Here is a 12,135-nt window from a genome sequence, read left to right as displayed (position 1 = left end):
CGCGTCCCGCACCGACCGTCCCACCACCGAGAGGAGCTTCGTGATGACCAGTACCGATCTGCCGCGCACCGAACTGCCCCCGAGTCTCATCGCGACCCTGCCCGGCCACTTCTACACCGACCCGGAGATCTTCGCGCTGGAGCAGGTGCGGATCTTCGAGACCTCGTGGTTCTGTGCCGTGCGCAGTGCGGACCTGCCGACGCCGGGCATGTTCGAAACCGTCCAGGTCGGCAGGGAAAGCGTGCTGATCTCCCGGGGCCGCGACGGGACGCTCAGCGCGTTCCTCAACGTCTGCCGTCATCGAGGGGCCCGGCTGTGCACGGAGGAGCGCGGCGCGGTCCGGCGGTCCTTCCAGTGTCCGTACCACGCCTGGACCTACGGGCTGGACGGCAGGCTGATCGCCGCGCCCAACCTCACCGGCATGCCGGACGTCGACCGCGCCGAGTTCGGGCTCATCCGGCTGCACCTGCGGGAGTACCTGGGGTATGCCTGGGTGTGCCTCGCCGAGGAGCCGCCGTCCTTCGAGACCACCGTGATGGCCGACGTCGACGGCCGCCTCGGCGGGCCGGACGAGATCGCCGCCTACGCCGTCGACGAGCTGGCGCTGGGCCGCCGCGTCGAATACGACGTGCGGGCGAACTGGAAGCAGATCATCGAGAACTTCATGGAGTGCTACCACTGCGCGACCATCCACCCCGAACTGACCGAGGTGCTGCCCGAGTTCGCCGACGGCTACGCCGCGCAGTACTACGTCGGTCACGGCGCCGAGTTCGGCGACGAGGTCCGGGGATTCACGGTGGACGGCGGTGCCGGCCTCGACCGGCTGCCCGGCGTGGGGGAGCACCAGGACCGCCGCTACTACGCGATCACCGTCCGGCCGCAGGTGTTCGTCAACCTCGTGCCCGATCACGTGATCGTGCACCGGATGTTCCCGCTCGCCCCGGACCGCACGATCGTGCGCTGTGACTGGCTGTACCTGCCCGAGGTGGTGGAGTCCGGGGTGGACCTCACCCGCTCGGTCGAGCTGTTCCACCGGGTGAACCAGCAGGACTTCGACGCGTGCGAACGGTGCCAGCTCGCGATGGGCTCACGCTCGTACGCGAGGGGCGGGGTGCTCGTGCCCAGCGAACACCACATCGGCGAGTTCCACGACTGGGTCCGCGCCCGGCTCGCCTGAGGTGCTCAGATGAGGGCACGAATGGCCCGTTCGAACCCCTTGACGTGGTCGAGCGTCAGCGCGGCCGCCTTGTCCGCCTCGCCCTCGATGATCGCCGTCAGCAGCGGGACGTGCTCGGTGACGTGCCCCGCCATCCCCCGCAGGCGGGGCACGAAGACACACCAGATCCGCGTGGCGAGGTTGTCGTAGCGCAGCAGCGTGTCCTCCAGGAAGGGATTGTGCACACAGTGGTAGACCGCGCGGTGCACGCTCAGATCGGCCTGGAGGAGATCGGCGTTGTCGCCCCCCGGTGCCGCCACGTCCAGCTGCCCGCGCAGGACGCGCAGCGCCTCGCGTTCGGCGGCCGAGGCGCGCTCCGCGGCCGCGGCGGTGGCCATCGGCTCCAGCGTCCGGCGCACCTCGGAGATGTGCGCGAGATCGGAGATGTTGACCTCGGTCGCGAACGTGCCTCGACGCGGGTACGCGACGACGAGGCGCTCGGTTTCGAGCCGCTTCAGCGCTTCCCGGATCGGCGTGCGCCCCATGTCGAGGGCGGCGCCGAGCCCCTCTTCGTTGATCGGCTCTCCCGGTTTGATGTCCAGCATGACCAGGCGATCGCGGATGTGGAGGTAGGCCTTTTCCGCCAGGGAGAGGTTGTTGACCTGTGTGCTCACCCGAGTTAGTCTACATCGACGACTGATATACCAGTAGTCGACCAGACGGAAAGGAGTCCCGTGACCGCCACCGCTCCCGGGGCGCGGCTGCCCGAGCACCCCGATTTCCTGTGGGACGACCCGGATCCCGCGCGCTCCTACGACGTCGTGATCGTCGGGGGCGGGGGGCACGGGCTCGCGACCGCGTACTACCTCGCCAAGGTGCACGGCATCACGAACGTCGCCGTGCTGGAGAAGGGCTGGCTCGCGGGCGGCAACATGGCCCGCAACACCACCATCATCCGGTCCAACTACCTGTGGGACGAGAGTTCCGGGATCTACGAGCACTCCCTGAAACTGTGGGAGGGCCTGGAGGAGGATCTCGGCTACCCGATCCTGTTCGACCAGCGTGGCGTGCTGAACCTGGCGCACAGCCTCCAGGACGTCCGCGACAGTGTCCGGCGCGTCAACGCGAACAGGCTCAACGGGATCGACGCCGAATGGGTGGACGCCGAGGGCGTGAAGGAGATCTGCCCGATCGTCAACATCTCGCCCGAGGTGCGTTATCCGGTGCTGGGCGCCACCTTCCAGCCCCGCGCCGGGATCGCCAAGCACGACTACGTGGCCTGGGGCTTCGCTCGCGCGGCGGCGGCGATGGGGGTCGACCTCGTGCAGAACTGCCAGGTCACCGGCATCGAGACCCGGCAGGGCCGGGTCACCGCCGTCGAGACCACGCGGGGCAGGGTCGCCGCGGGCCGGGTGGCGTTGTGCGCGGCCGGGCACTCCGCGGTGCTGGCGTCGATGGTCGGGCTGAAACTCCCGGTGTCCTCGCATCCGCTGCAGGCCCTGGTGTCCGAGCTGCTCGAACCGGTGCATCCCACGGTCGTCATGTCCAACGCCGTGCACGTGTACGTTTCGCAGGCGCACAAGGGCGAACTCGTGATGGGTGCCGGGATCGACGGCTACACCGGGTACGGCCAGCGGGGTTCGTTCCACATCATCGAACAGCAGATGGCCGCCGCGCTGGAGCTGTTCCCGGTCTTCGCCAGGGCCCACCTGCTGCGCACCTGGGCGGGCATCGTGGACGTCACGCCCGACGCGTCCCCGATCGTCGGGCTCACCCCGGTCGGCGGCCTGTACCTCAACTGTGGCTGGGGGACGGGCGGATTCAAGGCCACCCCCGGCGTCGGCGACTGCTTCGCGCACACCGTCGCGAAGGACGAGCCACACCCGTACGCGGAGCCGTTCGCCCTGGAGCGTTTCATCACCGGCGCGCTCGTCGACGAGCACGGCGCGGCCGCCGTCGCCCACTGAGCTTCTGGAGTTTTTCGTGCAACTGATTCGCTGCCCCTGGTGCGGGCCCCGCGAGGAGGCCGAGTTCCGCTACGGCGGCCAGGCCCATGTGCCCTACCCGGCCGACCCTTCGGCACTGTCCGACGAGGAATGGGCGCGGTACGTCTTCTTCCGCGACAACCCGGCCGGTCCGTTCGCCGAGCGGTGGAGCCATTCCGCGGGCTGCCGCCGCTGGTTCAACGCCGTCCGCGACACCGTCTCCCACGAGTTCCTCGCGGTGTACCGCCTGGACGAGCCCCGGCCGGTGCTCCCGTGAGCGCGCCCTTCCGGCTGCCCACCGGCGGGCACGTCGACCGCGCGAGGCCGATCGAGTTCCTCTTCGACGGCCGGGTCCTGACCGGCTACCAGGGCGACACCCTGGCGTCCGCGCTGCTGGCCCACGGCGTGCACCGGGTCGCCACCAGCGTCCGGCTCGGCCGCCCCCGCGGCGTCATGTCCGCCGGGGCCGAGGAGCCGAACGCGCTGGTACAGCTGGAAAAGCCGTTCCCCGAGCCGATGCTGACCGCCACCACGGTCGAACTGCGCGAGGGCCTGGTCGCGCGCGGGCTGCCCGGTCAGGGGCGGCTCGCCGACGAGCCCGACCCGGCGCGGTACGACCATCAGCACGTCCACTGTGACGTCCTGGTCGTCGGGGCCGGGCCGGCCGGGCTCACCGCCGCGCTGGCGGCCGCGCGCACCGGTGCCCGGGTGGTGCTGGTCGACGAGCGGCCCGAGGCGGGCGGATCGCTGCTCGGCTCGAACGAGCTGCTGGACCACCGGCCCGCGCGGGAGTGGATCCGAGGCGTCGCCGAGGAGCTGCGGTCGCTCCCGGAGGTGCTGGTGCTGGAACGCACGACGGCGTTCGGTGCCTACGACGACGGGTTCTTCCTGGCACTCCAGCGGCGGACCGACCATCTGGGTGTGGCCCCGGAAACCCTTGTCCGCCAGCGTGTCTGGCGTATCCGGGCCAAGCAGGCCGTGGTCGCCACCGGCGCGCACGAGCGGCCGGTGGTGTTCGCGGGCAACGACCGGCCGGGCATTCTGCTCGCCGCGTCCGCCCGTGCGTACCTGCACCGTTACGGGGTCGTGCCGGGCCGCCGCGTCGTGCTGTTCACCACCAACGACAGTGCCTACAGCGCCGTGCTCGACCTCGCCGACGCCGGGGTGCGCGTCGCGACGGTGGTCGACGCCAGGGCCGAGGGGCCCGCGGAGCGGCTGGCCGAGTGCGCGGCACGGGGCATCGAAGTCCGTTGTGGACAGTTCGTCACCGGGACCTCCGGGGCCGACCGGGTGGCCGGGGTGGAGGTGGCCGCGCCGGGCGGCGAGGTCACCACGATCCCGTGTGACGCGCTGCTGGTGTCCGGGGGCTGGAACCCGGTCGTGCACCTGTTCGGCCAGGCGCGCGGAACGCTGCGGTACGCGCCCGCACTCGGCGCGTACGTCCCGGCCGAACCCCTGCCCGCGCTGCGTGTCGCCGGATCGGCCGCGGGCGTGCCCGACCTGGCCGGGTGCGTCCGGCAGGGCAGGGAGGCGGGGAACGCCGCGGTCGCCGCGGCGGGATTCGCCGTGGCCGCGGACTTCCCGCTGCCGGTGTCCGGCGCCCGGCCCGAGGAGGTCGCGGGCGCGGTCCTGTGGCGGGTGCCCGACGGAAAGTCCCTTGTGGACGGTGATACCCGGTTCGTCGACCTCCAGCGGGACGCGACGGTCACCGATGTGCTCCGCGCGACCGGTGCCGGGCTGCGCTCGCTGGAGCACGTCAAGCGGTACACCACCATCGGCACCGCGCACGACCAGGGCAAGACCTCCGGCATGCTCGCCGCCGGGATCGTGGCCGACGAGCTGGGCACCGATCTCGCGCGAGGACGGCCCACCACGTTCCGCCCGCCCTACACGCCGGTGCCGTTCGCGGCGCTGGCCGGACGTGACCGCGGCGAGCTGCACGACCCCGTCCGGGTCACCGCGATCCACCCGTGGCACGTGGCGCGCGGTGCGAGGTTCGAGAACGTCGGCCAGTGGAAACGGCCGTGGTACTACCCGCTTCCCGGCGAGAGCATGGACACCGCCGTCCTGCGGGAATGCCGCGCCGCCCGGGAGGGCGTGGCGATGATGGACGGGTCCACCCTGGGCAAGATCGACCTCCAGGGGCCGGACGCCGGTACGTTCCTCGACCTGCTCTACACCACCATGATGAGCACGCTGAAGGTCGGCCGGGTCCGGTACGGCGTCATGTGCGGTGTGGACGGCATGGTGATCGACGACGGCACCGTCCTGCGCGCCGCCGAGGACCGGTGGCTGGTGACCACCACCACCGGCAACGCGGCGATGGTCCTCGACTGGATGGAGGAGTGGCTGCAGACGGAGTGGCCGCACCTGACGGTGTTCGCGACGTCGGTGACCGAGCACTGGGTCACCGTGCCGCTGGTCGGGCCGTGCTCGCGCGAGGTGCTGGCCGCGGTGGCGCCGGGGCTCGACGTCGGCAACGACGCCTTCGGGTTCATGACCTGGCGGGACACCGAGGTCGCCGGGATCCCGGCCCGCGTGTGCCGGATCAGCTTCTCCGGTGAGCTGGCGTACGAGATCAACGTGAAGTCCTGGTACGGCCTCGCCCTGTGGGAGGCACTGATGGCGGCGGGGGAGCCGTACGGGATCACGCCGTACGGCACCGAGACGATGCACGTCCTGCGCGCGGAGAAGGGGTATCCCATCATCGGGCAGGACACCGACGGGACGATGACGCCGCAGGATCTCGGGATGTCGTGGGCGGTGTCGAAGAAGAAGGCCGACTTCCTCGGGAAACGGTCGTTCACCCGCGCGGAGAACCTGCGCCCCGACCGCAAACAGCTCGTCGGCCTCCTGCCGGTCGATCCGGACCTGGTGCTTCCGGAGGGCGCGCAGCTCGTCGGGACCGAGCACCTGCCCGAGCCGCCGGTGCGCATGCTCGGCCACGTGACGTCGAGCTACCGCAGCGCGGCGCTGGGGCGGACCTTCGCGCTGGCCGTGGTGCGGTCCGGGCGCGAGCGGATCGGGTCGACGCTGTACGTGCCGGTCGAGGGTCGCGTGGTCCCGGTGACGGTCACCGAATCGGTGTTGTACGACAAGGAAGGGGCTCGCCGTGACGGTTGAGGTCACCCGGCGTTCGCCGCTCGCGGAGTGGAGCGCCCGGTTCGCCGCGCTCGCGCCCGCGCTGCGCGTGGCCGAGGAACCCCGCACGTCCCAGCTGACCGTGCGCGTTCGCGACGCGGCCGCGGCCACGCGGGTGGGCGAGGCACTGGGAGTCGCGCTGCCGTCCGGGCCCTGCACGTTCACCCGGGGTTCCGGTTCCCACGGCACGCTGGAGATCTGCTGGATGGGGCCGGACGAATACCTCGTCCTCGGTGGTCCTCCCACCCCGGAGGACACCGCTTTGGACGACACCGCTTCGGAGGACACAGCTTTGGAGGACACCGTGCGTGCGGCGCTTGCTCCCGCGGCGGGCGCGGTGGTCGACGTGTCGGGCCAGCGGACGCTGCTGACGCTGTCCGGGCCGAGGGCCAGGGAGGTGCTCGCCCACGGATGCTCGGTGGACCTGCACCCGTCCGTGGCCGGCACCGGGACCTGCGTGCAGACCCTGCTCGCCAGAACGGGAATCGTGCTGCTGGTCCGCGACGCCGCCCGCGCCGGGTTCGCGCTGCTGGTCCGGTCCTCCTTCGCCGAGTACTGCGCCGCCTGGCTGCTGGACGCCGCCACCGAGTGACGCCGCCGATCACGCGAGATCGCCGTCCGATCACACGAGTTCTGCCTCCAATCACGCGAAAACGCCCACCCCCTGCCCCGATCCGGCAGACCACGCACACTGAACCCGGGGTCCTTCACCGCACCGGAGTCCACAAAGGACAACCTCGGCGGCGGGCAGCGGTGCCTTGCCCGCCGGTTGACCCGGCGCCACCCGAGCGCGTAACATGCAACTGATATATCAAGTGTTCTCCAGTTGGTCCCTTGGGCATCGAGGAGGATTTCCGTGGCCCCGCCCTTCACCCTGACTCTCAGTTGTCCCGAGCGGTCCGGCATCGTGCACGCGGTGACGTCGTTCCTCCTCGGCCGGGGCTGCGACATCGTCGAGCACCAGCAGTTCGACGACGACGTCCACGGCACGCTGTTCCTCCGCACGTCCTTCACCCACCCCGGCGGAGTGCGGCCGGAAGAGACCACTGTGGACGGTCTGGCCCAGGATTTCGGGCCGGTGGCACGGGAGTTCGCGATGGAGTTCGCCTTCTCCGACGGACGCCCGGACCGGATCCTGGTCATGGTCTCGAAGTTCGGGCACTGCCTCAACGATCTGCTGTTCCGCTGGCGGGCGGGCAGCCTCGGCGCGGACATCGCGCTGGTGGTGTCCAACCACGAGGACCTGCGGCCGATGGCCGAGGCCGCCGGTGTCCCGTTCGCGCACGTGCCGGTCACACCGGGATCCAAGCCCGAGGCGGAGCGGCGGCTGCTCGAACTGGTCGACGAGCACCGGATCGACCTCGTCGTGCTCGCGCGGTACATGCAGGTGCTCTCCGACGAGCTGTGCGGCAAGCTCCAGGGGCGCGCGATCAACATCCACCACTCGTTCCTGCCCGGGTTCAAGGGTGCCAAGCCCTATCACCAGGCCTACGAGCGCGGCGTCAAGTACGTCGGCGCGACCGCCCACTACGTCACCCCCGATCTCGACGAGGGGCCGATCATCGAGCAGGAGGTCCAGCGGGTCGACCACAGCTACGGGCCCCGCGCGCTGGTGACCGTCGGCCGCGACGCCGAGGCGCTCGCGCTGTCCCGCGCGGTCCGCTGGCACTGCGAACGCCGGGTCCTGCTCAACGGCGCCGGCACCGTCGTCTTTCGCTGACCAGGCCCCGACCACTCCCGATCCAGGAGGATTCCCATGGCCGCATCGCCACGTGTCGTCGTCATCGGCGCCGGGATCGTGGGCGCCAACCTCGCCGACGAGCTGACCGCCCGGGGGTGGGCCGAGGTCACGGTGCTCGACCAGGGCCCGCTGCCGCTGACCGGCGGCTCGACCTCGCACGCGCCCGGCCTGGTGTTCCAGACCAACGCGTCCAAGACCATGACGGAGTTCGCGCGCTACACCGTCGAGAAGTTCTCCGCGCTCGAGGTGGACGGGCTGCCGTGTTTCAACCCCGTCGGCGGGATGGAGGTGGCGACGACACCCGCGCGCTGGGAGGACCTCAAACGCAAGCACGGCTGGGCGACGTCGTGGGGCATCGAGTCCGCGCTCATCGGCCCGGAGGAATGCCTCCGCCGATATCCGCTGCTGGACGTCGACATGGTGTTCGGCGCGCTGCACGTCCCGACCGACGGGCTGGCGAAGGCCGGGCGCGCGGTCGTGGCGCTGACCCGTCGCGCCGAGGCCCGCGGCGCCCGGTTCCTCGGCGGCACCCGGGTCACCGGGGTACGCCGGAGCGGCGGCCGGGTGACCGGGGTCGAAACCGATGCCGGGGTGTTCGACGCCGACATCGTGGTGTCCTGCGCGGGATTCTGGGGGCGCCGGATCGGCGCGATGGCCGGGATGGAGATCCCGTTGCTGCCACTGGCGCATCAGTACGCCAGGACGGGCCGGCTCGCCGAGCTCGCCGGGCGCACCACCGAGGTCTCCGAGGCGAGTCTGCCCATCCTGCGCCACCAGGACCAGGATCTTTACTTCCGCGAGCACCACGACCGGCTCGGCATCGGGTCCTACGCGCACCGGCCGATGCCGGTCGAACTGTCCGAAGTGGATGATGTGGCGGAGGTCAGTGAGCACGCGATGCCGTCGATGCTCCCGTTCACCGAGGCGGACTTCGCGCCGTCCTGGGAGCAGAGCACGCTGCTGCTGCCCGCGCTGCGGCGGACCAAGGTGGAGGAGGGGTTCAACGGCATCTTCTCTTTCACCCCGGACGGCCAGTCCCTCGTGGGCGAGTCCGCGGACGTGCGCGGGTTCTGGGTGGCCGAGGCCGTCTGGGTGACCCATTCGGCGGGGATCGCGAAGGCCGTGGCCGAGCAGCTGGTGCACGGGCGTTCGGAGACCGACCTGCACGAGGTCGACGTCAACCGTTTCGAGGAGGTCCAGCTCGCGCGGGAGTACGTCGACGAGACCTCGAAACAGAACTTCGTCGAGATCTACGACGTCCTGCATCCCCTGCAGCCCAAGCTTTCCCCGCGTGACCTGCGGGTCACGCCGTTCCACGCGCGGCAGCGGGAGCTGGGCGCGTTCTTCCTGGAGGCCGCGGGCTGGGAGCGGCCGCACTGGTACGAGGCGAACGCGCCGCTGGTCGAACAGATGCCGCACGAGTGGCTGCCCCCGGCCCGGGACGGCTGGTCGGCGCGGTTCCACTCGCCGATCGCGGCCGCGGAGGCGTGGCGGACCCGCACCGCCGTCGCGCTCTACGACATGACCCCGCTCAAACGGGTCGAGGTCAGCGGGCCGGGCGCGCTCGCGTTCCTGGAGCGGCTCACCACCAACAAGCTCACCAAGTCGGTCGGCTCGGTCACCTACACGCTGATGCTCGACGACGCGGGCGGCATCCGCAGTGACGTCACCGTGGCCCGCCTCGAAGCCGACGTCTTTCAGATCGGGATCAACGGCACCCTCGACGTCGACCACTTCCGGAAGAACCTGCCCGGCGACGGGAGCGTCCGGGTGCGGGACGTCACCGGCGGGACCTGCTGCCTCGGTGTCTGGGGTCCGGCGGCGCGGGAGCTGGTCCAGCCGCTGAGCCGGGAGGACTTCTCGCACGAGGGCCTCAAGTACTTCCGGGCCCGGCGGGCGCGGATCGCCGGGGTACCGGTCACCGCGATGCGACTGTCCTATGTGGGCGAACTGGGCTGGGAGATCTACACCGGCGCGGACAACGGGCTCCGGCTGTGGGACGCGCTGTGGGCCGCCGGGCAGGAGTTCGGTGTCATCGCCGCGGGCCGCGCCGCGTTCAACAGCCTCCGGTTGGAGAAGGGCTACCGGCTGTGGGGCACGGACATGACCACCGAACACGATCCGTACGAGGCGGGCGTCGGCTTCGCGGTGCGCTCGGCCAAGGGCGAGTTCGTCGGCAGGGCGGCCATCGAAGGGAGGAGCGAAGAGACGGCGGCGCGCAGGCTGCGCTGTCTCACCATCGACGACGGGCGCTCGGTGGTGCTGGGCAAGGAGCCGGTGTTCGTGGCCGGGCGGCCCGCGGGCTACGTCACCAGTGCCGCCTACGGGTTCACCGTCCGGGGGCCGATAGCCTACGCGTGGCTGCCCGCCACGGCCGAGGTCGGCACGGCGGTGGAGATCGAGTACTTCGGCCGCCGCGTCGCGGCCACCGTCGCCGCCGAACCGCTGTTCGACCCGGGTATGGAGCGCATCCGCCGCTGAGCACGATCCGTGACGAACGACCGGAGGACGAGGCCCGATGCGCGATCAGATCCTGAGTGAGTTCCTGGAACGGCTGGCCGCGCGGGTCCCGGCCCCTGGCGGGGGTGCGACGGCGGCCCTGCACGTCGCGCAGGCCGCCGCGCTGGTGGGGATGGTCGCCCGGTACAGCGACGGCCCGAAGTACGCCGGGGCCCGTGAGGTGATCGACGGCGTCGTCGCCGAGTCCGACGAACTGCGGCAGCGGGCACTACGGCTGGCCGAAAGGGACGCGTCGGCGTTCACCGCGGTCACCGCGGCGTACGCGCTGCCCAAGGGGACCGAGGACGAGAAGAAGGCCAGGTCGCACGCCATCGCGGACGCGCTGCTCGGCGCGTGCCGCCCGCCTGCCGAGGTGATCGGCGCCGCCGGGGAGGTGGTGACGCTGGCCGAGCGGCTGCTGCCGGTCGGCAACCGCAACGTCGTCACCGACATCGCCGCGGCCGTGGAAGCGGCGCGGGCCGGAGCCACCACCGCTCGGGTCAACATCGAGGTCAACCTCGGCGGTGTCCGTGACGAGGAGGCCCGCGCCGGGCTGGTCGCCACGAAGGACGGTGTGGACGGGATCCGCGCACGGGCGGACAAGGTCACCGCCGAGGTGCGGGCGGGGCTGGGCGCATGAGCGACGCTTGCGCGCGAATCACGGATGTCATGCGCCACAAAGGATCGAACACCGTCTCGCGGAGTGAGGCGATCGCATGAGCGCGATTTCGTTGTCCGGTAAGGAACTCGCGGCTTCGCTGCGGGCCAGGGCGAAGGAGGCCGCCGACGCGCTGACCGCCGCCGGGACACCGCCGAGGCTCGCGGTCGTGGTGGCCACCGACGACGGCTCCAGTCTCTGGTACGTCCGCTCGATCGCGAAGGCCGCCGCGAAGTCCGGGATCGTGTGCGACGTCGTCGACCTCGGCGCGGACGCCACGGTCGCGGAGATCCGGCGCGCGCTGGAGACGCTGAGCGCCGACGACACGGTGCACGGAGTCATCCTCCAGACACCGTTGCCCGAAGGGGCGTCGGCGGCTGACCTCGCGGGCACGATCGACCCGGCGAAGGACGTCGACGGGGCCAATCCGGCGAGTCTCGGGCGGCTCGCCGCGCGGCTCCCGGCGTTCGCGCCCGCCACCGCCGAGGCCGTCGTGGCGCTGCTCGACCACCACGAGGTCCCGCTGCCGGGGCGGCATGTCGTCGTGGTCGGACGGTCCACAGTGGTCGGTGTGCCCGCGGCACACCTGCTGCTGGCCCGCGACGCCACGGTCAGCGTGTGCCACTCCCGCACGGCCGACCTGCCCGGGATGACCCGCCGGGCCGACGTGCTGGTCGTGGCGGCGGGCCGGGCCGGGCTGGTCACGGCAGGGCACGTCGCGCCCGGCACCGTCGTGGTCGACGTCGGCACGAACCCGGCCGGGGACGGCGGGCTGGTGGGGGACGTCGCGCCCGAAGTGTCCGAAGTGGCCGGTGCGCTGACCCCGGTGCCCGGCGGTGTCGGGCCGGTCACCACGGCCCTGCTGCTCGGGCACACCGTGGCAGCCGCCGCCCACCTCACTCAGCGGTGACCGCTCGCGTCCGGTAAAACGGTTTCCTGGTGCGGAAGGAGACCG

General features: G+C 71.4%; 10 protein-coding genes. 9 read left to right on the top strand and 1 reads right to left on the bottom strand.

Annotated features, from left to right (window positions below; all coding sequences use genetic code 11):
- Nucleotides 1-43 precede the first annotated feature (43 nt).
- On the top strand, nucleotides 44-1,177 hold the full coding sequence (locus tag ABD987_RS02155) for an aromatic ring-hydroxylating oxygenase subunit alpha (protein ID WP_345386227.1): 1,134 nt from the start codon (nucleotides 44-46) through the stop codon (nucleotides 1,175-1,177).
- A gap of 5 nt (nucleotides 1,178-1,182) precedes the next feature.
- Here the strand turns inward: ABD987_RS02155 and ABD987_RS02150 are convergent, their stop codons facing one another.
- Nucleotides 1,183-1,830, bottom strand: a complete 648-nt coding sequence (locus ABD987_RS02150; protein WP_345386225.1) for a GntR family transcriptional regulator — start codon at nucleotides 1,828-1,830, stop codon at nucleotides 1,183-1,185.
- Between the two features lie 60 nt (nucleotides 1,831-1,890).
- On the opposite strand from ABD987_RS02150, the gene ABD987_RS02145 reads away from it, so the two are divergent.
- From ABD987_RS02145 to ABD987_RS02110, 8 genes are all read left to right on the top strand, one after another.
- Entirely contained in the window at nucleotides 1,891-3,123 is a 1,233-nt protein-coding gene (locus ABD987_RS02145) for a sarcosine oxidase subunit beta family protein (RefSeq protein ID WP_345386223.1), read from the top strand.
- A 16-nt stretch (nucleotides 3,124-3,139) separates the two neighbouring features.
- Nucleotides 3,140-3,418 carry a sarcosine oxidase subunit delta gene (locus tag ABD987_RS02140; RefSeq protein ID WP_345386221.1) on the top strand — a complete coding sequence of 93 codons (279 nt, stop codon included), beginning with the start codon at nucleotides 3,140-3,142 and terminating at the stop codon, nucleotides 3,416-3,418.
- Entirely contained in the window at nucleotides 3,415-6,264 is a 2,850-nt protein-coding gene (locus ABD987_RS02135) for a 2Fe-2S iron-sulfur cluster-binding protein (RefSeq protein ID WP_345386219.1), read from the top strand. The genes ABD987_RS02140 and ABD987_RS02135 overlap by 4 nt, the downstream gene beginning before the upstream one ends.
- Nucleotides 6,254-6,874 (top strand): sarcosine oxidase subunit gamma, encoded by a 621-nt coding sequence (locus ABD987_RS02130; protein WP_345386216.1) that lies wholly within the window; start codon nucleotides 6,254-6,256, stop codon nucleotides 6,872-6,874. Before ABD987_RS02135 ends, ABD987_RS02130 begins: the two co-directional genes overlap by 11 nt.
- A 264-nt stretch (nucleotides 6,875-7,138) precedes the next feature.
- Nucleotides 7,139-8,002, top strand: a complete 864-nt coding sequence (gene purU, locus ABD987_RS02125; RefSeq protein ID WP_345386213.1) for a formyltetrahydrofolate deformylase — start codon at nucleotides 7,139-7,141, stop codon at nucleotides 8,000-8,002.
- Between the two features lie 36 nt (nucleotides 8,003-8,038).
- The gene (locus tag ABD987_RS02120; RefSeq protein ID WP_345386210.1) at nucleotides 8,039-10,504 is read left to right on the top strand and encodes a GcvT family protein; all 2,466 of its coding nucleotides are present in this window, start codon (nucleotides 8,039-8,041) and stop codon (nucleotides 10,502-10,504) included.
- Nucleotides 10,505-10,541: 37 nt separating this feature from the next.
- Nucleotides 10,542-11,162, top strand: a complete 621-nt coding sequence (locus ABD987_RS02115) for a cyclodeaminase/cyclohydrolase family protein (protein WP_345386208.1) — start codon at nucleotides 10,542-10,544, stop codon at nucleotides 11,160-11,162.
- A 76-nt stretch (nucleotides 11,163-11,238) separates the two neighbouring features.
- On the top strand, nucleotides 11,239-12,090 hold the full coding sequence (locus ABD987_RS02110; RefSeq protein WP_345386206.1) for a bifunctional 5,10-methylenetetrahydrofolate dehydrogenase/5,10-methenyltetrahydrofolate cyclohydrolase: 852 nt from the start codon (nucleotides 11,239-11,241) through the stop codon (nucleotides 12,088-12,090).
- The last annotated feature ends 45 nt before the right edge of the window (nucleotides 12,091-12,135 follow it).

Origin of the sequence: Amycolatopsis samaneae (assembly GCF_039541975.1) — a bacterium.
Classification (GTDB): domain Bacteria; phylum Actinomycetota; class Actinomycetes; order Mycobacteriales; family Pseudonocardiaceae; genus Amycolatopsis; species Amycolatopsis samaneae.
Note: the sequence above shows the minus strand (reverse complement) of the source record. Positions and strands in the feature narration are given on the sequence as shown.

Excerpts from the sequence above, each read along its gene's own strand:
- ABD987_RS02155 (WP_345386227.1), top strand. The coding sequence starts at position 44 with ATGACCAGTACCGATCTGCCGCGCACCGAACTGCCCCCGAGTCTCATC.
- ABD987_RS02120 (WP_345386210.1), top strand. The coding sequence starts at position 8,039 with ATGGCCGCATCGCCACGTGTCGTCGTCATCGGCGCCGGGATCGTGGGC.
- ABD987_RS02115 (WP_345386208.1), top strand. The coding sequence starts at position 10,542 with ATGCGCGATCAGATCCTGAGTGAGTTCCTGGAACGGCTGGCCGCGCGG.
- ABD987_RS02110 (WP_345386206.1), top strand. The coding sequence starts at position 11,239 with ATGAGCGCGATTTCGTTGTCCGGTAAGGAACTCGCGGCTTCGCTGCGG.